22 protein-coding genes and 3 pseudogenes are annotated in these 26,715 nt (G+C 62.8%); 10 read left to right on the top strand and 15 right to left on the bottom strand.

Features of this window, described 5'->3' with window-relative positions:
* Nucleotides 1–27: 27 nt before the first annotated feature.
* The gene (locus AC0V8S_RS30190) at nt 28–510 is read right to left on the bottom strand and encodes a peroxiredoxin (RefSeq protein WP_183457475.1); all 483 of its coding nucleotides are present in this window, start codon (nt 508–510) and stop codon (nt 28–30) included.
* Nucleotides 511–593: 83 nt separating this feature from the next.
* Nucleotides 594–1,399: pseudogene (locus AC0V8S_RS30185) on the bottom strand (protein-disulfide reductase DsbD domain-containing protein).
* Between the two features lie 171 nt (nt 1,400–1,570).
* Between AC0V8S_RS30185 and AC0V8S_RS30180 the strand changes: the two are divergent.
* Nucleotides 1,571–2,179: a YqgE/AlgH family protein gene (locus AC0V8S_RS30180; RefSeq protein ID WP_027046619.1), complete on the top strand. Its 609-nt coding sequence runs from the start codon at nt 1,571–1,573 to the stop codon at nt 2,177–2,179.
* A 21-nt stretch (nt 2,180–2,200) separates the two neighbouring features.
* On the opposite strand, the gene AC0V8S_RS30175 is transcribed toward AC0V8S_RS30180, so the two are convergent.
* Genes AC0V8S_RS30175 through thrC form a run of 4 tightly spaced genes read right to left on the bottom strand, consistent with a single transcriptional unit; the run spans nt 2,201 to nt 8,408 of the window.
* Nucleotides 2,201–5,089 carry an EAL domain-containing protein gene (locus AC0V8S_RS30175; protein WP_475435109.1) on the bottom strand — a complete coding sequence of 963 codons (2,889 nt, stop codon included), beginning with the start codon at nt 5,087–5,089 and terminating at the stop codon, nt 2,201–2,203.
* A 3-nt stretch (nt 5,090–5,092) separates the two neighbouring features.
* Nucleotides 5,093–5,689, bottom strand: a complete 597-nt coding sequence (locus AC0V8S_RS30170; protein ID WP_475435108.1) for a GNAT family N-acetyltransferase — start codon at nt 5,687–5,689, stop codon at nt 5,093–5,095.
* A 14-nt stretch (nt 5,690–5,703) separates the two neighbouring features.
* Nucleotides 5,704–6,996 carry a M16 family metallopeptidase gene (locus AC0V8S_RS30165; protein WP_095198663.1) on the bottom strand — a complete coding sequence of 431 codons (1,293 nt, stop codon included), beginning with the start codon at nt 6,994–6,996 and terminating at the stop codon, nt 5,704–5,706.
* A 14-nt stretch (nt 6,997–7,010) separates the two neighbouring features.
* The gene (gene thrC, locus AC0V8S_RS30160; RefSeq protein WP_475435105.1) at nt 7,011–8,408 is read right to left on the bottom strand and encodes a threonine synthase; all 1,398 of its coding nucleotides are present in this window, start codon (nt 8,406–8,408) and stop codon (nt 7,011–7,013) included.
* Nucleotides 8,409–8,537: 129 nt separating this feature from the next.
* Between thrC and AC0V8S_RS30155 the strand changes: the two are divergent.
* Nucleotides 8,538–9,265 (top strand): annotated as a pseudogene (locus AC0V8S_RS30155) (hypothetical protein).
* Between the two features lie 32 nt (nt 9,266–9,297).
* Here AC0V8S_RS30155 and AC0V8S_RS30150 read toward each other — a convergent pair.
* Nucleotides 9,298–9,987, bottom strand: coding sequence for an HAD family hydrolase (locus AC0V8S_RS30150; RefSeq protein WP_475435103.1), 690 nt, complete (start codon nt 9,985–9,987; stop codon nt 9,298–9,300).
* Nucleotides 9,988–10,164: 177 nt separating this feature from the next.
* Between AC0V8S_RS30150 and AC0V8S_RS30145 the strand changes: the two genes are divergently transcribed.
* The gene (locus AC0V8S_RS30145; protein WP_475435101.1) at nt 10,165–11,298 is read left to right on the top strand and encodes a DNA methyltransferase; all 1,134 of its coding nucleotides are present in this window, start codon (nt 10,165–10,167) and stop codon (nt 11,296–11,298) included.
* Nucleotides 11,299–11,338: 40 nt separating this feature from the next.
* On the opposite strand, the gene AC0V8S_RS30140 is transcribed toward AC0V8S_RS30145, so the two are convergent.
* Together AC0V8S_RS30140 and mutY are read right to left on the bottom strand one after the other, a co-directional pair.
* Nucleotides 11,339–11,977 carry an HAD family hydrolase gene (locus AC0V8S_RS30140; protein WP_475435100.1) on the bottom strand — a complete coding sequence of 213 codons (639 nt, stop codon included), beginning with the start codon at nt 11,975–11,977 and terminating at the stop codon, nt 11,339–11,341.
* Nucleotides 11,978–11,987: 10 nt separating this feature from the next.
* A complete protein-coding gene (gene mutY, locus AC0V8S_RS30135; protein ID WP_475435098.1) occupies nt 11,988–13,106 on the bottom strand; it encodes an A/G-specific adenine glycosylase in 1,119 nt (372 codons plus the stop codon).
* A gap of 54 nt (nt 13,107–13,160) precedes the next feature.
* Between mutY and AC0V8S_RS30130 the strand changes: the two genes are divergently transcribed.
* The 3 genes from AC0V8S_RS30130 to smc all read left to right on the top strand — a co-directional run bounded on the left by AC0V8S_RS30130 (nt 13,161) and on the right by smc (nt 18,084).
* Nucleotides 13,161–13,670: a DUF721 domain-containing protein gene (locus AC0V8S_RS30130; RefSeq protein ID WP_475435096.1), complete on the top strand. Its 510-nt coding sequence runs from the start codon at nt 13,161–13,163 to the stop codon at nt 13,668–13,670.
* A 154-nt stretch (nt 13,671–13,824) separates the two neighbouring features.
* Nucleotides 13,825–14,568, top strand: a complete 744-nt coding sequence (locus AC0V8S_RS30125) for a DsbA family protein (protein ID WP_475435094.1) — start codon at nt 13,825–13,827, stop codon at nt 14,566–14,568.
* A 57-nt stretch (nt 14,569–14,625) separates the two neighbouring features.
* Complete coding sequence (smc, locus tag AC0V8S_RS30120) at nt 14,626–18,084, top strand: chromosome segregation protein SMC (protein ID WP_475435093.1); 3,459 nt, start codon at nt 14,626–14,628, stop codon at nt 18,082–18,084.
* Nucleotides 18,085–18,135: 51 nt separating this feature from the next.
* Here the strand turns inward: smc and AC0V8S_RS30115 are convergent, their stop codons facing one another.
* Nucleotides 18,136–18,504 (bottom strand): VanZ family protein, encoded by a 369-nt coding sequence (locus AC0V8S_RS30115; RefSeq protein ID WP_475435092.1) that lies wholly within the window; start codon nt 18,502–18,504, stop codon nt 18,136–18,138.
* Nucleotides 18,505–18,516: 12 nt separating this feature from the next.
* On the opposite strand from AC0V8S_RS30115, the gene AC0V8S_RS30110 reads away from it, so the two are divergent.
* The 3 genes and pseudogenes from AC0V8S_RS30110 to AC0V8S_RS30100 form a co-directional block, all read left to right on the top strand.
* Nucleotides 18,517–19,035 (top strand): hypothetical protein, encoded by a 519-nt coding sequence (locus AC0V8S_RS30110; protein ID WP_475435090.1) that lies wholly within the window; start codon nt 18,517–18,519, stop codon nt 19,033–19,035.
* Nucleotides 18,992–19,885: a class I SAM-dependent methyltransferase gene (locus tag AC0V8S_RS30105; protein ID WP_475438725.1), complete on the top strand. Its 894-nt coding sequence runs from the start codon at nt 18,992–18,994 to the stop codon at nt 19,883–19,885. Before AC0V8S_RS30110 ends, AC0V8S_RS30105 begins: the two co-directional genes overlap by 44 nt.
* 9 nt (nt 19,886–19,894) lie before the next feature.
* Nucleotides 19,895–20,485: pseudogene (locus AC0V8S_RS30100) on the top strand (phytanoyl-CoA dioxygenase family protein); the annotation flags it as partial.
* 264 nt (nt 20,486–20,749) lie between these two features.
* Here the strand turns inward: AC0V8S_RS30100 and AC0V8S_RS30095 are convergent.
* Nucleotides 20,750–22,834: a hypothetical protein gene (locus AC0V8S_RS30095; RefSeq protein WP_475438770.1), complete on the bottom strand. Its 2,085-nt coding sequence runs from the start codon at nt 22,832–22,834 to the stop codon at nt 20,750–20,752.
* Nucleotides 22,835–23,135: 301 nt separating this feature from the next.
* Here AC0V8S_RS30095 and AC0V8S_RS30090 point away from each other — a divergent pair, with 301 nt between their 5' ends.
* The gene (locus AC0V8S_RS30090) at nt 23,136–23,471 is read left to right on the top strand and encodes an EamA family transporter (RefSeq protein ID WP_475435088.1); all 336 of its coding nucleotides are present in this window, start codon (nt 23,136–23,138) and stop codon (nt 23,469–23,471) included.
* A gap of 87 nt (nt 23,472–23,558) precedes the next feature.
* On the opposite strand, the gene AC0V8S_RS30085 is transcribed toward AC0V8S_RS30090, so the two are convergent.
* From AC0V8S_RS30085 to AC0V8S_RS30070, 4 genes are read right to left on the bottom strand one after another with little or no spacing between them, the layout of a single operon-like run.
* Nucleotides 23,559–24,425 (bottom strand): class I SAM-dependent methyltransferase, encoded by an 867-nt coding sequence (locus AC0V8S_RS30085; protein ID WP_183457505.1) that lies wholly within the window; start codon nt 24,423–24,425, stop codon nt 23,559–23,561.
* A gap of 8 nt (nt 24,426–24,433) precedes the next feature.
* Complete coding sequence (locus tag AC0V8S_RS30080) at nt 24,434–25,291, bottom strand: glycoside hydrolase family protein (protein WP_183457507.1); 858 nt, start codon at nt 25,289–25,291, stop codon at nt 24,434–24,436.
* A 58-nt stretch (nt 25,292–25,349) separates the two neighbouring features.
* Nucleotides 25,350–26,015 carry an acetyltransferase gene (locus tag AC0V8S_RS30075; RefSeq protein WP_183457509.1) on the bottom strand — a complete coding sequence of 222 codons (666 nt, stop codon included), beginning with the start codon at nt 26,013–26,015 and terminating at the stop codon, nt 25,350–25,352.
* Nucleotides 26,012–26,665: a class I SAM-dependent methyltransferase gene (locus AC0V8S_RS30070; protein WP_183457511.1), complete on the bottom strand. Its 654-nt coding sequence runs from the start codon at nt 26,663–26,665 to the stop codon at nt 26,012–26,014. Before AC0V8S_RS30070 ends, AC0V8S_RS30075 begins: the two co-directional genes overlap by 4 nt.
* Nucleotides 26,666–26,715 lie beyond the last annotated feature (50 nt).

Genomic DNA, 26,715 nt, shown 5'->3' with positions numbered 1-26,715 from the left:
GGCCTCGCCCGACGCCGTCGTTGAAGCTCAGAGCTGTCCGAGAATATGAGCCGCGCCGGACTCGTCGACGCCGGGCTTGGTCTCGACATTGAGCGCGGTGACCTTGCCGTCGTCGATGATCATCGAAAACCGCTTCGAGCGCAGGCCCATGCCGGCGGCGGAAAGGTCGTTGTCGAGCCCGACCGCCCTGGCGAAATCACCACTGCCGTCGGCGAGGAACAAGATCTTGCCTTCGCCGCCGGTGAAGTGCGCCCAGGCGCCCATGACATGAACGTCGTTGACCGAAACGACGGCGATGGTGTCGACGCCACGCGCCAGGATGGCGTCATGGTTTTCGAGATAGCCGGGCAGATGGTTGTTGCTGCAGGTCGGCGTGAAGGCGCCGGGAACACCGAACAGGACCACCTTCTTGCCCGGGAAAATCTCGGCCGACGTGATCGCCTTGGCGCCGTCGGCAGTCATTGTCTTGAAGGTCACCTCGGGCAGCTTGTCGCCAACGGAAATGGTCATGAGTTCCTCGCTTGGGGAATGGGAAGGATGCATGCTTGCGTAGCGAACTCAGCGGCGTCCTGCAACCATTCGGGCAAGCTGGATCAAGGGAAAGGCAAAAGCCCTTCGACCGCGCCCGCCGAACTCGTCAGCGTGTAGTGAAGCCCGCCATCCGTGGGCGTCGTCGAAGGGCGATCGAGGATCGGAACGGTGAAGATCAGCTTGCCGTCCTTTTCGCTGCGGGAAGGGGTGCCGAACATATAGTCCCGCTCGCCGGCGACGAAGAAATCCGCTGCCTCCGGGTCACCGGGAAAGCTCGCCTCGACAACCAGCGTCTCATGATCGCCCGGCAGCACGTTGATGCCGAAATCAGGCTTTGCCGGCGCCGGCAACGCCGTGAAGCTCGCCTTCACCAGGGCCGCGTCGTCGGCATTGTCAGGATCGGAAGTGGGATCGACGGTCAGCCGTGTCTGCACGGGGATGCAGATCGTCTCGCAAATGCCGAGAAGATATCGGCATCGATGACAGCCGGCTGGTTCGGGGTTGCCAGCGTAAAGGTCACAGGCAGCGAAATCGGATAGTTGTAGCCTGCCCATTTGCCATAACCATCGTCGTGGCGTTGCGGTGCCGGAAACGAGAGTGTGGCATCGGCGATGTTGGTGCTGGCCGAAACATCGAGCTGCGGCGGCACACCGGCGTCGCCCGGGTCGCGCCAATAGGTCTTCCAGCCTGGCTTGAGCGCGATGTCGAGAACGCCCTGGATGCGGCCGGCCTCGTCGGGCTTGCCTGATGTCACCAACCGCACCTTGCCGCCTTCGCTGTTGTACCAGGCGGACGAGGAGGCGGAGGCGGGGAGAGCGGCCGCTGATCCGATGGCGGCGCCGAGCAGCAGGATTTTCAAGCTTTGCATGGCGGTGATTTGATCGTCCGTTCGTGGCTTCGCAATGTTTTCACGGCTTTGTTGATATCATATTTGCGTGACCTTCGCGGGCAAGCCATGGCGGCCTGGCACCATGGGCTTTGGTCGAATCCGGCGCGGCGCATCTTTTCGGCGCCGGGGAAACACGGTACCCTCGCTGCCATGGATTTGTTGCGCCACAAAAAGACGGCTGCTGGACGCGGCTTTCTCGACGATCAGTTCCTGATTGCCATGCCCGGCATGAAGGACGATCGTTTCACGCGCTCGGTCATCTACATCTGCGCGCACTCAGATGAAGGCGCGATGGGCCTGATCATCAACCAGACACAGCAGATGCTGTTTCCGGATCTTCTGGTGCAGCTTGGCATCATGAACGAGCAGGAGGCGATCCGCCTGCCGGCGCAGGCGCGCGATTTCGTCGTGCGCAATGGCGGCCCTGTCGATCGCAGCCGGGGCTTCGTCCTGCATTCTGGCGACTATCGCGTGGAATCGTCGCTGACCGTTTCCGACGATATCTGCCTGACCGCGACGGTCGACATACTGCGCGCCATATCGTCGGGCCGCGGCCCGCGTCACGCGCTGATGGCGCTGGGCTATTCGGGCTGGGGTGCCGGCCAGCTGGAAACCGAAATCGCCGAAAATGGCTGGCTGACCTGCCCGGCCAGCCCCGAGCTTCTGTTCGACGCCGACATCGAGCGCAAATACGATCGCATCCTCGCCTCGATCGGCATCGATCTGGCGCATCTCAGCCTGGCCGCCGGACACGCCTGACCTATCAGGCCGACACAGCCTCTAAGCCTGCGTCAGCGGATACTGCTCCTTCAGCGTCTTCAGCACCTGGTCGCCCGGCATCGGCGCGCCGAACATGAAGCTCTGCACATATTCGCAGCCCATCTGGCGCAATTCCAGCGCATCGCGTTCGTCCGAAATGCCTTCGGCGACCACCGACAGGCCGAGCTCATGCGCCATGTTGACCATGGATTTGAGCAGCACGGCGCGTTTGGGCGTGCTGTCGTCGACAAAGCTCTTGTCGATCTTGATCGTGTCGAACGGGAACCGCGTCAGATAGGCGAGCGAGGAATAGCCGGTGCCGAAATCGTCCAGCGACAGGCCGATGCCGAGCTGCTTCAGCTTGGTCAGCACATGCGCCGTCTGCTCGGGGTTATCCATCACCAGGGACTCGGTGAGTTCGAGCCGGAAGCAGCGCGGCTTCAGATTGGCCCTTGCTATGACGGAGCGGACATCGCTGACCAGGTCGCGGCGGATGAGCTGGCGGCTGGACAGGTTGACCGAGACCGACAGCGGTGCGTCGCCGATCTGCTTTTGCCATCCGGCCAGGTCCTCGGCCGCCTGCTGCATGGCAAACAGCCCAAGCTGCACGATCAGCCCGCAGCTTTCGGCGACCGGGATGAAGTCGGCCGGGGGGATCATGCCGCGGCGCGGATGGTCCCAGCGCAGCAAGGCTTCGAAGCCGGCAACGCTGCCGTCTTCCAGCCGCACGATCGGCTGGTAGGCAAGGGTGAATTCGCGCCGCTCGATGGCGCGCCGCAGGTCGGATTCGAACTGCAGCCGGTCGGTGCCGACGGTGCGGAAGGCCGGGCGGAACGGCTCGATCCGGTCGCCACCAAAGCGCTTGGCCTGATGCATGGCAAGCTCGGCGTCCTTGACCATGTCCTCGGCCGAGGTCTGCGCCGAGGTCCAGGTGATCAGGCCGATCGAGGCGGTCAGCACGATCTCGCGCTTGGCAAAGGTGATCGGATTGTTGATCGCATGCTTGATGGCGTCAGCCACGCCGGCAATGCGGGCAGGGTCCTGTTCGGACAAAAGCATCAGCGCGAACTGGTCGCCGGCAAAGCGCGACAGCGGATCCTTCGGCTTCAACAGCCGGTGCAGGCGGCGCGCTATAGTCAGCAGGATGGTGTCGCCGGCTGAGATGCCGAGCCCGTCATTGACCTGCTTGAAGCGGTCGATGTCGATGACGAAGACGGTCGGGCGCACCTTCTCTTCGGTGCGGGCGATCGAGATGATCGCTTCCAGCCGGTTCATGAACAGTTCGCGGTTCGGCAACCCTGTCAGATTGTCGTGCACGGCGTCGTGCAGCAGCCGCTCCTCGGACTTCTTCTGCTCGGTGACGTCGACCATGGTGCCGACGCAGCGGATGACCTCGCCGTCCGATCCGATAACCGGCCGCGCCCGCAAGTTGAACCAGTGATAATGCCCATCGGCGCCGCGCAGGCGGAAGTTCTGAGACACCCGGCCGCGCCTGTGTTCAAGCACCACGTCGAGCGTCGTGCGGAACGTGTCGCGGTCGTCGGCATGCAGCACGGGCAGCCAGTTGCGTGCAGCACCCCCAAGGCTGTTGGGCGCGAGGCCGAGCTGGATGCTGACGTCGGGCTTGGTGACGACGCGGTCGCGCAGCACGTCCCAGTCCCACACCGTGTCGCCCGACCCGGCAACCGCCAGCGCCTGGCGTTCGAGGTCGGAGAACAGCCCCTGATGCAGCGCGCCCCCGGCAAAGGCGTGCTGCATGACGGTGAAGCCGATCAACAGGATGATCAGGATCAGCCCGCCGCCGAGCGCCGGCTGGGCGATGTCATTGTCGAGCATGCCGGTGATCGCCATCCATGACCCGCATAGCCACAACAGCACCATGACCCAACTGGGCACCAGCATGATGGCGCGGTCATAACCACGAATCCCGAGGAAGATGATCAGGCCGAGCCCGGTCAGCGCGGTGGCGGCAAAGGAGATGCGGGCGATGCCGGCGGCGACCGCCGGATCGACGATGGCGACGCCCGCAATCAGCACCAGCCCGAGAATCCAGACCAGCGCGCCATAGCTGAAATGGCCGTGCCATCGGTTGAGGTTGAGGTAGGCGAACAGGAAGACGACGAAGGTCGCCGCAAGCGCCACCTCCGTTCCCGCCCGCCACATCTGCTCATTGCCGGGCGAGATCTCGATGACCTTGTTGAGGAAGCCGAAATCGACGCAGATATAGGAAAGCACCGCCCAGGCAAGTGCCGCGGTCGCCGGGAACATCGAGGTCCCCTTGACCACGAAAAGGATGGTCAGGAACAGCGCCAGAAGGCCTGCGATGCCGATAACGATGCCGCGAAACAGCGTGTAGGAATTGACCGAGTCCTTGTAGGCCTCCGGCTCCCAGAGATAGACCTGTGGCAGCTTGGGCGAGGCGAGCTCGGCGATGAAGGTGATCACCGTTCCCGGGTTCAGCGTCACCCGGAACACATCAGCGTCAGGGCTGGTCTGGCGGTCGAGCGCAAAGCCCTCGCTGGGCGTGATCGCGGCAATGCGGGTGGCGCCGAGATCGGGCCAGAAGATGCCGGAATTGACCAATCGGAAATGCGGCGCCACGATCAGCCTGTCGATCTGCTGGTCGGTGCTGTTGGCCAGCGCGAACACCGCCCAGTCGCCGGTCGAGCGGGCGTCTTTGGCCTCGACCTCGATGCGCCGCACAATGCCGTCCGGCCCCGGCGCGGTCGACACCTGGAAGTTTTCGCCCTGGTTGCGGTAGATTTCGAAGGCGCGCGACAGGTCGAGCGCGACATCGTCGCGGGCAATCTTGATCGGTTCGACGGCAAAGGCCGACGAAGCCGCGCACAGCGTCAGGATTGCCGCGAGGACAAAGGCGAACAGCGGCCCGTTTCGCAGGAAATTCGTCAAAAATCAGTCCTTCGTTCCTGCGGCCAGCGGATCGTCCGCGATCCGCGCGTAGAGGTAGTGGTCCTGCCAGATGCCGTTGATCCTCAGATAGGATCTTAACAGTCCTTCGCGCCGGAATCCGGCTTTTTCAAGCACGCGGATCGACCGGATATTGTCGGGAATACAGGCCGCCTCGATCCGGTGCAACCTCAGCGTATCGAAGGCGAAGCGCACCACGACCTTGACCGCGTCGGTCATCAGCCCGCGCCCGCCGAAGCGCTCGCCGATCCAGTAGCCGACATGGCCGCTTTGCGAGACGCCGTGGCGTATGTTGCCGAGCGTGATACCGCCGGCCAGCTTGCCGCTCGACTTCTCGAAGATGAAGAAGGCGATCGCCGTTCCCTGCGCATAGTCCTCGCGGTAGCGGCTGATGCGCAGGCGCCATGCCGCGCGGTCGAGCTCGTCGGGAGTCCAGCGTGGCTCCCACGGCTCCAGAAAGGCGCGGCTTTCACCGCGCAATATCGACCATTCCCGGAAGTCATTGGTGAATGGCACGCGCAGCGTGACGAGATCACCCTTCAGCGCCGGCAGGTCACGGCGAAAGAAAGGGAGCGCGAACACGACGCTTGGGGGACTTAGACGGCGAGCCTGCGGGCCGTGGTCTGCGTGCCCGGAAGCGAATCGAGAATCGCCTCATATGGTGCCAGCGTACCCACGGGCCCGACAGCGGTAAGCGTCGGCTTGGTCGAGAACATCCGCGATGACAGGTCGGTCAGCCGCTCCACCGTCAGCGCCGAGAGGCGCTCCATCAATTCCTCCTTGGCGATCGGCCTGCCGAACAAAAGCAGTTGCCTTGCAATCTGCGAGGCGCGGCTGGCCGGGCTTTCGGCGGACATGATCAGCCCGGCGCGATATTGGGCGCGCGCGCGGTCGAGTTCTTCCTGCAGGATGTTCTCGCCGGCCTTCTGCAGTTCGTCGATAATGACAGGCACGAGTTCGGCAATGTCGCTCTGGCCAGTCGCGGCATGGACGCCGAAGATGCCGGTGTCGGAAAAGCCCCAGTGGAAGGCATAGACGGAGTAACACAGGCCGCGCTTCTCGCGGACCTCCTGGAACAGGCGCGATGACATGCCGCCACCGAGGATCATCGACAGCACCTGCGAGGCGTAGAAGTCGCGAACATGGTACGCGCGGCCCTCGAAGCCCAGCACGATCTGCGCGTCCATCAGGTCGCGGTCCTCGCGGAAATCGCCACCGACATATTGCGCATATTGCGGGATGGTGCTGTCGGCCTTGCTGCGGAAGCCGCCAAGCTGCTTCTCGACTTCGCGCACGAAATTGTCGTGCTTGATGTCGCCGGCAGCCACGATGACCATCCGCTCGGCGCCATATTGGCGTTCGATGAAATCGTGCAACTGCTTGGAAGTAAAGGATTTGACGGTTTCCGGCGTGCCCAGGATCGAGCGGCCGATGGTCTGGTGGCGAAAGGCCGTCTCGGTGAAACGGTCGAAGACGATATCGTCTGGCGTATCGTGCGCGGCGCCGATCTCCTGCAGGATGACATGCTGCTCGCGCTCGAGTTCCTGCGGGTCGAATTCGGACTCCTGCAGGATGTCGGCGAGAATATCCACTGCCAGCGGTACGTCATCGCTGAGCACCCTGGCGTAGTAGGAGGTGGTCTCGACGCTGGTGGCAGCGTTGATCTCGCCGCCGACATCCTCGATTTCCGAGGCGATTTCGAAGGCCGTCCGCCGCTTCGTACCCTTGAACGCCATGTGCTCGAGCAGATGGGCCATGCCATGCTCTTCGTCACGTTCATTGCGGGCGCCGGACTTGACCCAGGCCCCCAGGGCAACCGATTCGATACTTGGAAGGGTTTCGGTGGCGACTGTCAGGCCGTTCGACAGACGGCTTACCTCAACACCCATATGGCTCGTACTCCCTAACGCGCCGCCCGCGCGCGGCGGCTGACGTAATCTTCCACCATTTTCAGGTCGGATGGAAGTACCGTGTATTTTTCCTCAAATGTCATCAATCCCCCTAGCCATGCGGGCAGGGCGGGCGAGACGCCGCTGGCGGCCTCGACGGCGGCCGGGAATTTTGCCGGATGGGCGGTGCCCAGCACCACCATGGGCACAGTACCTGCCGCCTTGCCCGCCGCGACATGCACGGCTGCGGCTGTATGCGGATCGAGCAGGTAATTGCTGGCCGCGAGCGTCGAGCGGATGGTGGCGGCGACCTCGTCCATGGTGGCACGGCCGGCGTCGAATTCGGACCGCATCCCATTGATTTCGCGGACTTCTATGGTGAAGGCGCCGGACTGCTTCAGGCCGTCCATGTAGCGCCGCACCGTCGCAGCGTCACGGTTCGAGGCCTCGAACAGCAGGCGTTCGAAATTCGATGACACCTGGATATCCATCGACGGCGAGGTGGTCGCAAAGACGCCCTTGGTGCGGTATTCGCCGGTCGCGAAGGTGCGCGCCAATATGTCGTTGTCGTTGGTGGCGATGACCAGCCTTTCGATCGGCAGGCCCATCTTCTTGGCGGCGTAGCCGGCGAAGATATCGCCGAAATTGCCGGTCGGCACGGTGAAGGACACCGGCCTGTCCGGCGCGCCGAGCGACAGCGCCGAGGAGAAGTAATAGACGATCTGGGCCATGATGCGCGCCCAGTTGATCGAATTGACCCCCGACAGCGCCACCCGGTCCCGGAAGGCGTGGTCGTTGAACATGTCCTTGAGCAGGCCCTGGCAGTCGTCGAAATTGCCTTCGATCGCCAGCGCATGGACGTTCTCGGCCTTCGACGTCGTCATCTGCCGCTGCTGCACCGGCGAAACGCGGCCATGCGGGAACAGGATGAAGATGTCGGTGCGGCTGCGTCCGGCAAAGGCGTCGATCGCCGCGCCGCCGGTGTCGCCCGAGGTGGCGCCGACTATGGTGGCATGCTGGCCGCGTTCGGCAAGCACATGGTCCATCAGCCGGGCGAGCAACTGCATCGCCACGTCCTTGAACGCCAGCGTCGGCCCATGGAAGAGTTCGAGGACGAACGTGTTGGGGCCGGTCTGCACCAGCGGGCAGACGGCTTCGTGGCGGAAGGTGGCATAGGCTTCGCGCACCAGGCGTTCGAAGACCGGCGCTGCGATTTCACCACCAAGGAACGGCGTCAGCACGCGGATCGCGAGATCGGGATAGGAAAGGCCACGCATGGCGCGGATCTCGGATGGCGAAAACTGCGGCCACTCGCGCGGCACGTAAAGCCCGCCATCGCGGGCCAGGCCCGCCAGCACGGCATCGGAAAATCCAAGCGCGGGTGCTTCCCCGCGCGTACTCACATATTGCATGTCTCAGTCCTGTTGCCGCTTGGCTTTCCGTTCACCACAAGGTGGTTAATTTCTGTGCCGGCTCCAGTCGCATTTTTGCCGCGCCGTTGATATACGTCACCAGCTTTACGAGAGGGAAGTGGGAGTTTCATGGCGTTTCGTACATCAAGTGGTCGCTTTTTGGCGGGTCTTGCGCTCACCGGCTTTATGCTCGCCGCCGCCGGCTGCCAATCGGGCGACAATGGCATCCTTAACCTCGGTTTCGGCAAGAAGGACCCAACAGCGCCACCGCCGCCGCAGGATCCCAGATTCTGGCCAGCCAGCTGAACGCCTATTGCCCGAGGGTGGCGGTGCGCGACGGTACGGCCTTCTTCAACACCTATGTCAACGAGGTCAAGAAGCCCAAGCCGAAGCTCAAGAAGACCGGCGACGCCGAGGCGGATGCGGCTGCCCAGGCCGCGGCTGAGGCCGCCGCTGCCACTCCGCCCGACGATTCGGCGAGGATCATTTACCAGGCCTCGATTGCCGACGTGACCCGCGATTGCAGCCGCGCCGACGGCCAGCTGACGATGAAGATCGCGGTCGCCGGCAAGATCGTGCCGGGACCGAAGTTCACACCCGGCACCATCACCATGCCGATCCGCACGGCGGTGATGCACGGCACCGACGTGCTTTATTCGCAGATTCACCAGTATCAGGTCCAGGTCACCGATCCTTCGGTCGCCACCCAGTTCGTCTTCACCGATTCCAATGTCGTCGTGCCGGCACCGACCGCGCAGGATTATCAGGCCTATGCCGGGTATGACGAAACCGCGCCGAAGGCGACGACCGACAAGCCGAAGAAGACCCACAGGAAGAAGGCCGCGGCCACGAACTAGTATTGGGGACAGCGTGCGCCTTGGCGCACGTCTCAGGCGTCGGCCGACCATTCCGAGAGCGCCGCGATCACGCTTTTCAGCTCGGCCCAGCGGCGGATCACCGTCTCGGCGCCGGCTTCGGTCAGCGCGTCGGCATGGCCGGGATAGCTGTGGCTGGCGCCGGTGAAGCCGATCACCCGCATGCCGGCTGCCCTGGCGCCGGTGACGCCGTGCACGGAATCCTCGATGACGAAGGTGTTGGCCGGATTGGCGCCGAGTTTTTCCGCCGCAAGCAGGAAGACGTCCGGGGCCGGCTTGGTCTTTTTGCTCGGTATCTCCAGCGCCGAGAAGATGCGGCCGGCGAAAAACGGCAGCAGGTGCACCTTCTCCAGCATGAATTCTATCCGCTCCGAGCGTGAGTTGGAGCAGATGCAGCGTTGCGCCGTGACCGAGGCGACCGCCTCGCGCACGCCCTCTATGGCACGCACATCGCTGCGCAATTTGCGGTCGACGAGCTCTTCGGCGCGGTCGATCAGCGACGCCTGGAACGGGATTTTGGACTTCTCCTCGATCCGCAGCAGGATGTCCTTGAACGTCAGGCCCGCATAGGTCTCGGCAACCTCCTCGGCGGAGATTTCATATCCGGCCAGCGTTATCAGCTCAGCCTCGACCCGCGCGGCGATGATTTCGGAATCGACGAGCACGCCGTCGCAATCGAAGATGACAAGATCTGGCTGGGGCATGGTGATCCGGGACAAGGAAGATGGAGGAAGGCCGCGATGGGCTCAGGCGGCGCGGCATACACCAACGGTCCGGCCTTCGCAAACGGAGCGAGCGATTCCTTCGACCTTCACCGAATATTTACGCTGATCGGTAACCATAACGGGGAGTAAACAGTAACGCGTGCCCTGGGTGTAAAAATGTCTGCCGTGCGTCTTCTCGACGACCTTTCCCATGCTCCCCAGCAATCCGAATGGCTGGACACGATCCTCAAGGGCGACTGCGTCGCGGCGCTCGACCGCCTGCCGGAAAAATCGGTCGACGTCATCTTCGCCGATCCGCCCTACAATCTGCAGCTCGACGGCGATCTGCACCGACCCGACCAGTCCAAGGTCGACGCGGTCGACGATCACTGGGACCGGTTCGAGAATTTTGAGGCCTACGACGCATTCACCCGCGCCTGGCTTTTGGCGGCGCGGCGTGTGCTGAAGCCCAACGGCACCATCTGGGTCATCGGCTCCTACCACAACATCTTCCGTGTCGGCGCCAAGATGCAGGATCTGGGCTTCTGGATCCTCAATGACGTGGTCTGGCGCAAGACCAATCCGATGCCGAATTTCCGCGGCCGCCGCTTTCAGAACGCGCATGAGACGATGATCTGGGCCTCGCGTGACCAGAAAGGTAAGGGCTACACTTTCAACTATGAAGCGCTGAAGGCGTCCAACGACGACATCCAGATGCGCTCCGACTGGCTGTTTCCGATCTGCACCGGCGGCGAGCGGCTGAAGAACGACAATGGCGACAAATTGCACCCGACACAGAAGCCGGAAGCGTTGCTCGCCCGCATCATGATGGCCTCGACCAAGCCGGGCGACATCGTGCTCGATCCCTTCTTCGGCTCCGGCACGACGGGCGCCGTGGCCAAGCGTCTCGGCCGCCATTTCGTCGGCATCGAGCGTGAGCAGGCCTATATCGACGCCGCCAACGAGCGTATCGACGCGGTACGGCCGCTGGAGGATACCGATCTGACGGTGCTGACCGGCAAGCGCGCCGAGCCGCGCGTTGCCTTCGTCAGCTTGATCGACACTGGATTGATGACACCGGGCGCTACGCTCTACGACGCCAAGAAGCGCTGGGCCGCCAAGGTGCGCGCCGACGGCACAGTGGCGATCGGCGACAGCGCCGGCTCGATCCACAAGATCGGCGCCGAGGTGCAGGGGCTGGACGCCTGCAATGGCTGGACCTTCTGGCACTATGAGCGCAGCGGCGGCCTGACCCCGATCGACGAACTCCGACGCATTGCTCGGCTTGGCATGGAGCGGGCAGGGGGCTGAACCCCTGCCGAATTATCGCGTATCGCGTTGAATCAAAATCTCAGCGGCTCGCCGCAAGCGATCCAGATCGCGCCTTGATTCCAAAGCGTTCAAGATCTGCCTGAAGCGTCCTGGCATCGGTGAACAGCACCGATTGCCAGCCCGCGGCCTTAGCGCCGTCGACATTCTTCTGGCTGTCGTCGATGAACAGCGTCGCCGATGGTTCGAGCCCGAATGCAGCCACGTGATGGTCGTAAATGTCACGATCCGGTTTGATCTTGCCGATCTCGCCGGAGATGGTCACGCCGCGCGGACGATTGAGGAAATCGAAGCGTTTGCGGGCTTCTGCCAAAGTGTCGGATGCAAAATTGGTCAGCATGGTCACATCGTGGCCACTCTCGATCAGGCCGAGCATGATAGCGACGCTGTCATCATAGGCGTGCGGCACCATGTCGTGCCAGTGGCGACGGAAATTGCGGATGTTTTCCGCGTGATCGGGATGGTCCGCGATCAGCAGCGCCTCCGCCTCTTCCCAGGTCCGGCCGCGGTCCTGCTCGATGTTCCAGTCGTGCGTGCAGACATTGTCGAAAAACCACTTTCTCTCTTCGGCATCTGGAATGAGGCGGCTGAATGGGATGTTGGGATCGTAATGGATCAGCACCTTGCCGATGTCGAAAACGATGTGGCGGATCTCGGTCATAAAGCCTCTTTCAATGCGGGCGTTGCTTTTTTGTCGCGCCGGGTATCGCAGCCTCGATTGCCTTTTTCATGACAGTCGGCAGCGCCTCTCCGGAAATCTCGGGGGCGGGTGACCAGAAATGCCCTGCCGGCGCATCACCTTTGACGTGGGCGTGAAAGACTTCGAGCTCGAGCGCGAAATGGGTGAAGATATGCGTGATTGTCCCGGCACGCCGCCAGTCGCCGGGAAAAGGCGCTGCCGCCTGCGTGGTGGCTCCGTCCACCCGCGCCGTCCAGCCCGTTGTCGGCACCTCGGTCATGCCGCCGAGCAAGCCTTTCTCGGGCCGTTTTCGCAGAAGAATGGCGCCGTCCTCACGCACGGCGACGAAAGCGGCACCGCGCCGCTGTGGCTTGTCGGCTTTTGGCAGCCGCACCGGGAAATTTTCCGGATCGCCTGAGACGACGGCGCTGCAGTCCTCGCGCAGCGGGCACAGCATGCAGCGCGGCCGGCGCGGCGTGCAGATCGTCGCGCCGAGATCCATCATCGCCTGGGCGAAGTCGCCCGGCCTTGCCGCCGGCACCATGGCCTCGACATGGGCGCGTATCTCGGGCTTGGCCTCGCTCAGCGGCGTGGTCATCGAAAACAGCCTTGATATGACGCGTTCGACATTGCCGTCGACAACGGCGGCCGGCCGGTCGAAAGCTATCGCCGTGATCGCCGCCGACGTATAGGCGCCGATGCCGGGCAGGTCTCTCAAACCGGCCTCGGTATCGGGAAACCGGCCGCCACGCGCGGCCACCAGATCGGCGCAGGCCTTGAGGTTGCGTGCGCGGGAGTAGTAACCCAGCCCCGCCCAGGCCTTCATCACGTCTTCGGTCGGCGCCGCGGCCAGCGCTTCCACATCAGGCCATTTCTCGACAAAGGCGCGGAAATAGGATTTCACCGCCTCGACGGTGGTCTGCTGCAGCATGACTTCGGACAGCCAGATGCGGTAGGGGTCGGGCCGCACACCGCGTGCATGCTCGCGCGGCGTCACCCGCCACGGCAGCTCGCGATGATGCACGTCATACCAGGCGAGCAGGCGCGACGCGGTATCGTCTGGGATTGCCTTGCGTGTCTGGGCCTTGCGGGTCTGGTCTGCTGGTGCCATTGATCGTGTGTTGGCCTGGCCGGTATTGCTGGGGTCGTGGGCTGGAGAACGTACATGGCAGGGAGAACGCCCTACGGCAATCCCGTCCCGGTGAGCGATCTTGCGACCAAAATCCTCGATCCGGTGCTGCGCAAGCGGGCAGGCATGTCGATTGGCCTCGTCCAGTCCTGGGAAGAGATCGCCGGCCCGCGCCTCGCCAGCCGTTCGCGGCCCGAGAAGATCCAGTGGCCGCGCCGCTTGCACGAGGATGATCCGTTCGAGCCGGCGGTGCTGGTCATTGCCTGCGAAGGCATCGCCGCACTTCACCTGCAGCACGAGACCGGCGAGATCATCAACCGGGTCAACGCTTTCCTCGGCTTTACGGCAATAGGCCGCATCAGGATCGTGCAAAAACCGGTGACGGCGGGCAAAGGACGGCCTAAACCGACCTTCAGGCCTTTGACGGCGGCGGAGCAGACGAAATTGTCCAGCACGGTCGAACTGATCGAGGATGACGGACTGCGCGCCTCGCTGGAAAGGCTTGGTGCAACCATTTTGGGTGAAAGGAAGTCAAAAACTCCCTGAAGACAGTCATGGATTTGTCGTCAACATCTCGCATTCGTGATCGCCTCTGTCAGGTTTCGCGATTGGATTGGGGATGGAGATGCCTTAATTCGCGCCAACTCTCGCTTTTTCGTGCCTTTGCATTGCAAAATTCAACCCTTGTCAGGTGATTCGTATGAACCGTCCTTCGTTCGGCAAAAGTCTGTCTCGCAGAAACGTCCTGTCTTCGCTGGCCGCCATTCCGGCGGTGGCTCTGCTCGCCGCCTGCAGCGACTCCGGCGAACAGGCCAAGGCAGCGGATGTGAAGCCCGCGGATCCGGCCGCTCCTGCCAAGCCTGCCACGCCGGCTGCCGTTCAGGTTCCCGAGTCTCAGGGCAACGTCGACATGGCCGAACTGCTGAAGCCGGGCGCGCTGCCTGACAAGCAGCTCGGCAAGGATGACGCCAAGGTCACCATCGTCGAATACGCCTCGATGACCTGTCCGCACTGCGCGCATTTCGCCGCAACCACCTTCCCGGACCTGAGGAAGAAGTATATCGACACCGGCAAGGCGCGCTATATCCTGCGCGAATTCCCGTTCGATCCGAGCGCGGAAGCCGGTTTCATGCTGGCACGCTGCGCCAAGGATAACTATTTCCCGATGGTGGACGTGCTGTTTGCGCAGCAGGCGAACTGGGTTGGCGTGTCGAACACCAAGGATGCGCTGCTGCAAATCTCGAAGCTCGCCGGTTTTACACAGGAGTCCTTCGAGGCCTGCTTGACGGACCAGAAACTTCTGGACGATGTGAGATCGGTCCAGAAGCGCGGCGCCAATGAATTCAAGGTCGACTCGACACCGACCTTCTTCATCAACGGTAAGACCTACAAAGGGGCGATGTCGATTGAGGAAATGTCGGCCATCATCGACCCTCTGCTCTGACATCAGGTCAGCGCTGAAGCGGCAGCGTTTCGGCGCTCGCCTTTATGGGGCGCGTGAATGAAGTTTTCGCGCCTCCGCCTCCTTGGTTTCAAGTCTTTCGTCGAGCCCGGCGAGTTCGTCATCGAACGCGGCCTGACGGGTATTGTCGGGCCGAACGGCTGCGGCAAGTCGAACCTTGTCGAGGCGCTGCGCTGGGTGATGGGCGAAAGCTCCTACAAGAACATGCGCGCGTCCGGCATGGACGACGTGATCTTTTCCGGCTCGGGCACGCGGCCTGCACGCAACACCGCCGAAGTCACGCTTTTCCTCGACAACAGCGACCGCTCGGCCCCATCAGCCTTCAATGACGCCGATGAGTTGCAGGTGTCGCGCCGCATCGAGCGCGAGGCCGGCTCGCTCTACCGCATCAACGGCAAGGAAGCGCGCGCCAAGGATGTGCAGCTTCTGTTCGCCGACCAGTCGACCGGCGCGCGCTCGCCATCGATGGTGGGCCAGGGCCGTATCGGCGAACTGATCCAGGCCAAGCCGCAGGCGCGCCGGGCCCTGCTCGAAGAGGCGGCCGGCATTTCCGGCCTGCACACCCGCCGCCACGAGGCCGAACTGCGGTTGAAGGCGGCCGAACAGAATCTCGAACGCCTGGACGACGTCGTCGGCGAACTGGAAAGCCAGATCGAAAGCCTCAAGCGCCAGGCGCGCCAGGCCTCGCGCTTCAAGAACCTGTCGGCCGATATCCGCAAGGCTGAGGCGACATTGCTGCATCTGCGCTGGACGCTGGCCAAGACCCAGGAAGGCGAGGCGCGCTCGGCGCTGGCGGTTGCCACCGCCCTGGTCGGCGATCGCGCCGCCGCGCAGATGGCCGCCGCCAGGGAGCAAGGCATCGGCGCTCACCGCTTGCCTGATTTGCGCGACGCTGAAGCCGCGGCCGCCGCTGCCTTCCAGCGCCTGTCGATCGCCAAGTCGCAGATCGAGGAGGAGGCCGGCCGCATCCGCAACCGCCAGGCCGAAATCGAGCGCCGCTTGCAGCAGCTCGACGGCGACATCGCCCGCGAGGAGCGGATGGTGCGCGACAATGCCGATGTTCTCGAACGGCTGCGCACCGAAGAGGCCACACTGAATTCCGAGAACGCCAGCGCCGCGGAGCGCGAGGCCACCACCCGCGCGGCGTTCGAACAGGCGGCATCGACGCTTGCACAAAGCGAAGCCAAACTCGCCGCGCTGACCGCCGAACGGGCCGAGGCCGCCGCCTCGCGTCATCAGATCGAACGCACGCTGCGCGAAACCGCTGAGCGCCGCGACCGCTTCGCCCGCCAGCTCGCCGAGGTCGACCGCGAATTGTCGGACATCCTGTCCAAGGTCGCCGGCCTGCCGGATCCGGCCGAGAAGCGCGTGCTGGTCGAACAGGCGATGGCGCTGCTGGAAGAATCCGAGGCAGCCGTGGCGCAGGCCGAGCAGTCGGTCATCGATGCCCGCGCCGCCGAGAGCGCCGCCCGCCCGCCGCTTCAGGATGCGAGGGCGGAACTGGCGCGGATCGAGACCGAAGCACGCACGCTGGCCAAGATCCTCAACGCCGCCAGCGGCGATCTCTTCCCGTCCGTACTGGAGCAGATCAGCGTCGAGCGCGGCTTCGAGACGGCGCTGGGTGCCGCCCTTGGCGAAGACCTCGACGTGCCGCTCGACCGCAGCGCGCCCGCGCATTGGGGCGAAAGCCAGATCCAGCCCGGCGACGCGGCTCTGCCGGAGGGCATCAAGAGCCTTGCCAGCGTGGTTCGCGCGCCGGCGCAGCTTGCCCGCCGCCTGGCGCAGATCGGCATTGTCGACGCCGCTGACGGCCGCCGGCTGCAGGCGCTGCTCGCGCCGGGCCAGCGTCTGGTCAGCCGGGAAGGCGCGCTATGGCGCTGGGACGGTCTGACCGCCAGCGCCGATGCGCCGACGGCCGCGGCCCAAAGGCTGGCGCAGAAGAACCGGCTGGCCGAACTCGATGCCGAAGCGGTGCAGGCGACGTTCATCCTGCGCCAGGCCGAGGAGGCGCTGGCACAGGCCGAACAGGCGCTTCGGCTGGCGAGTGAGGCCGAGCGCAACACGCGCCAGGCCGGACGCGACGCCCAGCATCGCCTGGACGCTGCCCGCAACGCGCTGGCCGAGGCCGAAAAGGCCGGCGGCGAGCTGGCGAGCCGGCGCGCGGCACTGGATGAGGCGCGTGCCCGCATCGTCGACAGCCATGAGGAAACCTCGGCGGCTTTCGTCGAGGCCGAAATGCTGCTGCAGGACGCACCCGATCTCGGCGACCTGCAATTGCAGCTCGAACAATCCTCGGCCAATGTCTCCCGCGACCGCGCCACGCTGGCCGACGCGCGGGCCGTTCATGAGGGGCTGCGGCGTGAGGCCGAGGCGCGCACGCGCCGGCTGGATGCCATTGGCGCCGAGCGCAGCAACTGGCTGGTCCGCGCCGAAAACGCCTCGACCCAGATTGCCTCGCTCGGCGAACGCAAGGCCGAGGCCGAGGCTGAGCGCGAACGGCTGGCCGATGCGCCTGATGAGATCGACGCCAAGCGGCGCGCGCTGCTGTCACAGCTGACCGAGGCTGAGACCTTGCGCAAGGCGGCCGCCGACCGTTTGCAGGAAGCGGAGAACAGACAAGCCGAATTCGACAAGGCGGCCACATCCGCCATCCAGTCGCTGGCCGAGGCGCGCGAAACCCGCGTGCGCGCCGAGGAAAGGCTGACGGCGGCCGACGAGCGCCGGCTGGAGGTCGAGGCGCGCATCCAGGAAACGCTGAACACTCCGCCGCATCTGGTCATCCGCCACACCGGCCTGGAAGCTGACGACCCGATGCCCGAAATGGCCGAGATCGAACGCCAGCTCGACCGGCTGAAGATCGAGCGCGAGCGGCTCGGCGCCGTCAATCTGCGCGCCGAGGAAGAGCAGAAGGAACTCTCCGACCGGCTGGAAGCGATCGTCTCCGAGCGCGAGGACATCATCGAGGCGATCCGCAAGCTCAGGCAAGCGATCCAGAGCCTCAACCGCGAGGGCCGCGAGCGGCTGCTGGCCGCCTTCGATGTCGTCAACAGCCACTTCCAGCGGCTGTTCTCACATCTGTTCGGTGGCGGTACGGCGGAATTGCAGCTGATCGAATCCGAGGATCCGCTCGAGGCGGGGCTGGAAATCCTTGCCCGCCCGCCCGGCAAGAAGCCGCAGACCATGACGCTGTTGTCGGGCGGCGAGCAGGCGCTGACGGCGATGTCGCTGATCTTCGCCGTGTTCCTGACCAATCCGGCGCCGATCTGCGTGCTCGACGAAGTCGACGCGCCGCTCGACGATCACAATGTCGAACGCTTCTGCAATCTCATGGACGAGATGGCCAAGACCACCGAGACGCGCTTCGTCATCATCACCCACAACCCGATCACCATGGCGCGCATGGACCGGCTGTTCGGTGTGACCATGGCCGAGCAGGGCGTCAGCCAGCTTGTGTCGGTCGATCTGCAGGCCGCCGAAGCGATGCGCGAGGCGAGCTGAGGCGTCCGGGCTGACAGCGCTCCGGCCTGTGGGACCAGATGCGATTGGCCATCAACTTTTGCGATACATGACCCAGTTTACACACATCGCCACTGCGAGGCCGCCCGCTATACCGATGCAGTCGGCAACCCAGTCGAGCACGTCGAGATCGCGCTCTATCAGCGACGTGCCCTGAAGGACCTCGATCGCTGCTCCGACCAGGGCCAGGAAAATGACCAGCCTGACCTTGCGCCTGGGCCAGCCAAGACCTCCCAGAACAGCCAGGGTGGCGAATGCGCTGGCGTGATTGAGCTTGTCATTGTCGAAACCGATATCGAGCCCGAATTCCTGAAGCTCGGGCACCGGTAGCAATGCGAGGACCAGAACCGCAACGAGCGTGACGACAAAGGCGGTCCATAAGACGACTGAACAGGATGCCATTGTGATCCAACAATGATTTCGACCGCCAAAGATCGAAGCCTGCCGGTGGTTCCGATGCACGAGCAAGGGCAGCGCAGAGCGCTACGATTGCATCGGATGGTCACAAAAGCAACGAACCTTCGCCAGTGCGGGCAGGACGAGACCTTGAGGCGCGTTGGGGGATTTACGCCGGATGGCCATTGGCCGAATATGGAAGTGGTGGAGGGCGACAGTTTGAATGAATTCGTTTGTCCTGCTTGCGGGGCCGGCGCACCGATGAGGCTGGCGTTACCCCATCCATCCCTCTCCATGACGAGCGATGGCGCAATTCTCAACCGCCCCCTTGAGAAGGCCTCATGTCTGAGGTGCGGACATGGCTTTCATCTCACCCCACTGAAGCCTGAAGATCGGGACGCTATGTACAGCGATGGATACGATCTCGGCCTGGTCGATCCGGCCGCCGATGCAGCTCGGGCACAAGGTTATGCCGATTGCATAGACGAATCCGCTGTCACGCTTCTCGGGCGCGCTTCGCCCCGGAAGCGTCGTTGAGTTCGGGGCGGGGACCGGTGCCTTGCTCGAAGACCTTGCGCGGCGATGGCAATTGAGGGAAGCGCTGGGTTTCGAAGCGGCGTCTCAACTGGTCGCGTCGGCCGGGCAGCGGGATCAAGCACAAGCGACGATCCGCCAGGGCTATGCCGAAGAAGCTCTCGATGAAATTGCCGGACGGTACGACCTCTGCCTCTCGGTAAACGTCCTTGAGCATGCCCTCAGTCCGGAGGCGTTCCTTTCCGTGTCCAGGCGTGCCCTCTCGGAGGGAGGCCACGTGGTGGTGATCTGCCCGGACGGCGATGTTGCCGACACGGAGTTGTTGTTCCTTGATCATGTCTCGAGTTTCTCCCAACTGTCCCTGCGGATGGTTGCTGCAGCAGCGGGGCTGCATGTCATTGGAAGCATTGCGCTGCGTGGACAGCAAAAGGGCTTTCGACTGACCCTCCTGAATCCCGATGCGACCGCCCCGCAGGCTCCCACGGATCTCCAGTACCTGTCTCTGGCGCAGGCGCGATCGGATTTCCTGAAGGGCTGGTCGGAAATTGATGATGGAGCGTCGGAGTGGCTGAACGACAGGCCCTATGCGATGTTTGGAGCCGGGGAATTCCGAAATCTGCTGCGGACTTATGCCCCCCGGCTGGTCAAGGGAGCCGAAGCATTCCTGACGGACGAGCCGCTCGCGACCACTCTCGACGACCGGCCTTGGCTGAGAGCCGGCGAGTATGCTTCCGCGCATCCCCGGACTATCATAGTGGCCGCCGTCAATCCGCGAAGCTGGCCGGCGCTGGCCGGAAAGTTTCGGGAGCGGCATGCACATCGTCCATCCCTACCTCTTTTCCAGCCGTCTTAGGGAGCAGCTGTGACCGAGATCGATCACTACGGGATCAAGGAAACCGCGGTCGTACGCGACGAGATCGATGTTCTGATCGAGGATCTCCGGCTCACCGGCTATACGACGCTCGACGCAGGAGTGACGGGCGTGGAACTGGACGCTTTGTGCCGTGACTTTGACGCTGCCGAAGTGGAATACGCCGAGCAAGCTGCAACCGCGGGCTACGACCTTTCGACGATCGGCGAGCGGGACACGATCCGCGTCCTCCCAAAATACGCTCCGGCGTTCATGGCCATAGCCTTCAATGAGCGGCTGGCGCAGTTGCTCTCAAGGATGCTTGGTGGCTACTACATCGTCAATCAGATCAATGGGCTGATCAACCGCGCCAACAAGAGCAAATACGGGCAGGCGTCCTACCATCGCGACCTTCCCTACCAGCACTTCGTCAGTTCGCGGCCGCTTGCAATAAGTGCCCTGTTTGCGCTTGACGATTTCACGGCTGAAAATGGCGCCACCCGGGTCATACCCGCCAGCCGCCATCGCGAGGATTTCCCCTCGGACGAGACGGTGCGGCGGCGTCAGATCCAGGTAACCGTCCCGCGGGGGACATTCATCATTCTGGACTGCATGCTCTACCACGCCGGGTCGACCAACCACACCGACAGGAACCGGCGCGGTGTGAACCACGTCTTCACCATTCCGATGCTGCGGCAGCAGCTTCATCTCCCGTCGGTCCTGTCCGAGTTTCCGGGACTGAGCGCGGAACAGAAGAAGATTCTCGGATTTGGTCTGGACGAGTATCACTCGGTGGACGCGTGGTTCGACGCGCGCGCGAAAAGTAGATCCTGCAAAGGCGGCACTACGCGCGCCCTGCTTCCGCCGCTACGGGCTTGCCCGCTCGATGGTGACCGATTTGAACGCCACCGCGCCGTTTCCCAGAGCCCAGACTCGAAACTCCATAACCGATGTGTGGTCGAGCGAGAAAAGCAGCTGTTGGGGGCCGTGACTTTCCGCCAGATCCTTCTGAACCAGAACGATCCCGCCCGGCGATGCAGCCGCGTCAAGGCGCAGCGTGGCCGCAGCACTGCTGCTCGCTTCGACGTCAAAGGTAAGGCGATACCTTCCCGGAGCGACACTCACATAAGGACCGTAGTACAGCGCGCCGTTCGCTTCCGGTGGCGCCACAAGCGCCTTCCCGCCGCCGCGATCTTGCAGGGAGCCCACTTGCGTAAGCGCCTGGGCGTCGGCATGAAATGTCACCGGCTGCATGAACCGGACATCCCAACCCGGCAGCTTCGCGGCAATGTTTTCTGCGAACACAAAGATGCCAAGATCGCCGAATTTAAGTTTCCGCGAAACGGGCAGTCCGAGCGCCGCCAACTGCTTCCAGTCGATCTTGTTTGCGTCCTCCTGTGCCAGCAGAAGAAACGTCTCGCCCTTCCACGTATCGGCATTGTACCAACGGTCCGCGGACAGGAAACGCATGGGCATCGGCAGGGCGCTGTCCACGGTGATCTGCCGAACCAGGACATGCTCATCGGACAACACGCTGACCGAGCCGGCGTTCCAATAGGTGGCGTAGCCATAGGTCAGCCCATTGGCCTGGAGGTAGCGAGCCAAGGCCGACAAATCGGTGGCACGGGGTTTCTGCGGCACCAGGTTCAGATGCGACAGCGTATCCGACCTGACAAATGTCGGGTATGCACTTGTCAGCAATCCGGCAAGGACCACCGCTACGCTGAGGAACTCGATGGGTCTCAGGCGCATGTCGAGAGGCGTGGCCAACGCCACGATGGCCATCGTGACCAGCGCCGGTACCAGGTAACGGGAACTGCCGATCGGATCGGCAAGGTTGGGAATGGTCGTCGCCACTTGCAGAAGGCACACCGACAGAAGCGCCACAGATCCATAGATGGCGAGCGGTCTGACCTCGACGCCCGGCCTCGCCGATGTTGCCACCGACCGCGCGATCAAGGCCACCAGGATGACTGCCACGATCAATCGCAGCGCGCCGTAGAGACCGATCACGGTCAGAAGTCCGCTGCCTCCGGGCGGAGACCCGCCGAAAACCGCCAGGACCTCCTTGCCCAGGACCAGAAGGTTGCCGACGATCGCCTCGTATGGCAGCCATTGGACGGAGGACGCGTCGCGCGCGGCATTGTTTACATGCGCAAAGGTCACTCCATAGAGGATGGTCCCGGCACCTATCGCTGCGCAGATCGAAGCGGTCGCACCCACCAAGGATGCTCTTCCCACACCCGCGTTATGCACTCCAAGCCTGTGGATCGACCACAGCGCGGCGGCGACGAGCGGCATCCCGATGGTAACGATCGCGCGCTGAGGATTGCCCCAGAACTCGGCCGTAATCAGCGCACAGAGGAGAACGCTCCATAGGACGACGTGCTTCGTCGACTTCTCTCTCATCAACCTGACGAGGCAGTAGATCGAGTACAGCGACATGTAGAGAATTGTGCCGTACGATGCCTGTCCGTAGAGATTTTCCGCCAGAACTCCGGACATTCCCGCCGCCACTGAAGCGGTTATCAGCGTCCGCCGTGTCTTACCGATCGGCGCCAGGCCGGCAGCCAGCCAGACGCTGTGCAGCACGAGTATGGATGTGACGAGGCCCGAGATCGCATGAACTGTAAAGCCGGCAGGAAGAACAGCCAGAGCCGGTATGATAAACAGATGGCCGAATACGACGACAATATCATTGTTTCCATAGTACCAGCCTGGCGGGAAGAAATTATGACTGTTGACGATTTCTCGCGCCAGCAAGACCTTCATCGCACTGTCGGAGTGAAAGAGTTTTTTGTATTCCACGAAAACGTAGAATGTGAGGAAGCAGAAATTGATCGCCAGAATTAATACTGCCGCAGGAAACCAATAGGACCTGGCTTTGGACAGTCCCTCTGCAGGCAGATTCTGCTCAGCCAGGATTGTCCGGGACTGCTCCTGGATTGCCATGGTTCGGTTGGGCTCCCCCTAGATCGTGCACGCTGCCTGAAGCCACGGCCGGGCACGACAACTGGCCTAGATGGACCGTTTGGCTTTGCCTTTGTCAACCTGTACGAGACAATCCAAGCCGGTATCAACGGTTCTTGCTGGACGGAGAGGCTGCCGGGCGGGTGCGGTGCGCAACCCCAGCCCAAATGGACAGCTGGCATGCTAAGGTCCAAATGCTGCGGCGCCGGCCGATTCGAGCGAATGGAGAAGCAAACTGGATAACCGTGCCACCGGCATTGCCCTCATTGTTGCGGCCGTATCTTTGCTCACCATGGCCCAAATCATCATCAAGTCTCGCCTGACCGAACATGGGACGGTGCCGTTCAGCTTCGAGGCGGGCTGGCCCTATCTGCTTGGCCTGCTCGCCGACTGGCAGGTTTGGATAGGAGGCCTTGGCCTCGTGGCTTCCAGTCTTTTCTGGTACGCAGGGATATCGAGAATTCCCCTATCGGTGGCCTTCCCGTTTGCAGCCCTGTCCTATCCCCTGATTTTCGCCGGTTCGATCGTGTTCCTGCACGAACGGTTCAGCTGGCAGTCCCTTGCGGGAAACGGCTTGATTGTCCTCGGTGTAGTGCTGGCGGCGACCCAATTGCCTTAGGCCGATGTCGATTCAGCCTAAGGCGTGCGCTTGCAAGGCTGCTGTTGTCGATGAGGGGCGGGCTGCCTGCGCGAGCAGCGCTGCCTGTCACGGACGTTTTGCCACTACCAGTCGGGATCCGCCGACCGGAAGGGTTAGGCCCGATGCGAGGATCAGGCTTTCGATCCCCATCACGGCCCGCAAAGAGGCATTTGCGGCCCGTCCAAGGCGCAATTCCCTGCCGGCGTCCAACTCCGGGCTCTCGCTTTTGCGCTGCCGCGATAGGAACATCAGCGGCAACAGAAGCGACACGAACGACGTGCTGTAGACGATCTCCAGTCCCACGCCTTCGATCTTTTCATGCAGTTCCCGCTTTTCATAGCGCCGGAAATGAAACGACTGCTTGTCGAGATCGCTCCAAAGCCATTTGTGCTGCGGCACGGAAATGATCACACCCCCTCCGGGCCTTACCGCGCGCTTCAGATTTTCCAGCACGTCGACATCTTCCTCGATGTGCTCGATCACGTCGAACGCCCCCACCACGTCGAATTCCGCGGCATAGGGCAATCGTCTTGCGTCCATCTGCGCAAAGCTTGCCGACGGCACGCGGGCGGCGGCAAAGGGCAGCCCTGCAACGAAGATCTCGGTCCCGACAAGCCGGACGTCAGGAAAGGCGCGGGCGATGCCGCTCAGCACAAACCCAGTGCCACAGCCGATCTCGAGGAACGACCGGAATTGCGGAAAGAACCGCCTCAGGGTGCGAACGATGATGGTATTGCGGGCCTCGAACCAGAAATTGCCTGCTTCGCGCTGAGCGAGTTCAGCAAAGAAGGTCTCGTGGAACCCCCCGCCTTGGTTTGCCATTTCTGGCGCCCAGGCGGGGAAGCCGTTCAGGCTGGTGGGAACGAAGCCGCAGGCCGGACAGCCAGCGTCCAGGGATGCATGGTGCAGACTGCAGCGCGGGCAAACGATCATGTGTCGGCTCAAGCCTTGCTAACGAGCACGGCCAGGCCGAAGCCGGTCTTCCCGTAACCATTGCCGTTGTAGAGCATGTAGCGCTGCCCCCCATGATCGAACACATAGGGATACTCGATCATCTCGCAATCCCAGCCTGACTCTGAGCTCGCGATGCCCACGGCGTGGTCGAGCCGGGTCCAGTTCAGGCCGTCGGCCGACTCGGCATAGCCAATGCGATAGCGGTCGCCGCGATAGGCATACCACATGCGCCACAGCTCGCCGTCTCTCACAACCGATGGGCGAGATATCGCATATTCCTGTTCGTTCGCGAAACCGATGGCGACCCGTCCGTCACGGCGCCAGTGGATGCCGTCGTCGGAACTCGCATATTTGATATGGTAGCGGTGTCGTGGCCCATCGGCCAACTGGGTCCACCCGACGCAAGACAAGTACCACATGTGCCAGAGGCCGGCCTCATGCAGCACACAGCAGCTGCCGACAAAATGTGGCTCAGTCATCGAGCGATCAATCAGCGGACCCGCGGCGAAGCGTGAAAACGGGCCGTCAACCGACGCCGTGGCGAGGCCAATGGCATTGCGAAAGGGAACGGTGACGCCCAGATTCCAGCCGATATAGTAGAGATATCTCGTCGGACCCACGACCGTGAGCCAGCTCGCCAGGGCGCCGCTGTCATCAAATTCGCCGAGGTTTCCCGGCACCAGGACAGGCGACCGAGCTACCTCGAGAATCCGCGCCGGCGACGAAAGGTCGACGATAACATAGCCGGTGTGCGAGCGTTGCGATGCATCGCGAGACCCGAAATAGATTCTGAACAGATCGCCCGATACGTGCTCGGCGATCGGCACGGTGGCGTGCGAGCGCATCCATTCGATATCGCCGGTCGGACAGAACAGGCGACCGAGTTTCTCCCATCGCACCGCGTCAAATCCTTCTCAGCCGCGAGCTCGGCACTTTCGACCGCTCCGTCGCGTTGCCGAGATAGACGCCGTCGGGCGCCGCATCCGCCAGGATCAACGCTCCTGCGCCGATCACGCACCTCTCGCCCACACGGATATGATCGCGCAGCGTCGCGTTGACCCCCAGGAAGCAGGCCTCACCGATATCGACCCCGCCCGAGACCACGATATGCGAGGCAAGAAAGCAATGATCGGCAATACGGGAGTGGTGCCCGATGTGATTGCCACTCCACAGCGTCACGTTGTTGCCGATCGATGCGAAAGGTTGAACGACATTGTGCTCGAGAATGAAGCAGTTTTCGCCGATTTTGCCGTCGTTGAGCATGGTGGCCTTGGAACTGACATAGCTGGCGAAATCATAGCCCAGCGCTTTGAGTGCCAGATATTTTTCGCGGCGAACCTCATTCAGCTTGCTGTAGCTGAGCGCCACGAACGCAATATGGCTGTTCGGCGGATATTCTCGGGTCAATGCCTCGAATGGCACGACAGGGAGGCCCGCCAGCCGGTCCTGGGTCAGGAATGCAGTGTCCACGGCAAAGGCGGCGACATCGTAAGAGGAATCGCGGGTGAAATAGTAGTGGGCAAGCTCAGCGATATCGCCTGCTCCGAATATGACGATGGGCCGCTTCATGACTTCCTGACCAGGATGGTAAATTCATAGAGACCATAGTCGTGCAGCAGTGCCACGCGCTGCGCATATTTTTTCTTGCAGATGTCGAAAAGGTGCGTTGGATCGGCATAGAACAGATCGGCTCTTCTCTTGTCCGGATCCGAATAGGAGGTAAGGCAATTGAAGGCGAAGCCGCGCCGGCTGGTGGCATGGAGGACGTCCAGCGTCGACTCCAGATAAGCCGCCCATTGATCATCCGGACGTGTCAGCCTGACGTTGAAGATACCGCTCGCGAAGCCGAAATCGGCAATCTGCGCCGGCACTGATCCGACGGCAAACTGCGCTTGGGAATGATCACCAAAAAGTGTGGCGGCTGCTTCAATCATCTCTGCAGCCACATCGCAGCCATAGTACCGTATGCCGGGAAAGCGATCGGCGAGGAACGGCAGCAAAGCACCGTAGCCGCACCCGAGGTCGTTGACCGTGAAGTCGCCCGGCAGGTCGATCAACGATGCCAATTGTCTGAAGCGAAGGATCTGGCCTTCTTCCGTATTCCAATCCACACCCTTCGGACTGGGGCCGTGCGCCTGCACCTTGTCGCCATAGTAGCGGGCGACTTCAAGCAACATTGCCCCGCTTTTGTCCGTTGCCGGGGCGCCAATAGACGTCATGGGCATAACCATCGGTGGGTTTTCGCTCACAGAATCGTGTATCCAAGTCT

The organism is Mesorhizobium oxytropidicola (assembly GCF_056174625.1).
The sequence above is the reverse complement of the archived record's forward strand: the minus strand, read 5'-3'. Positions and strand labels throughout refer to the sequence as shown.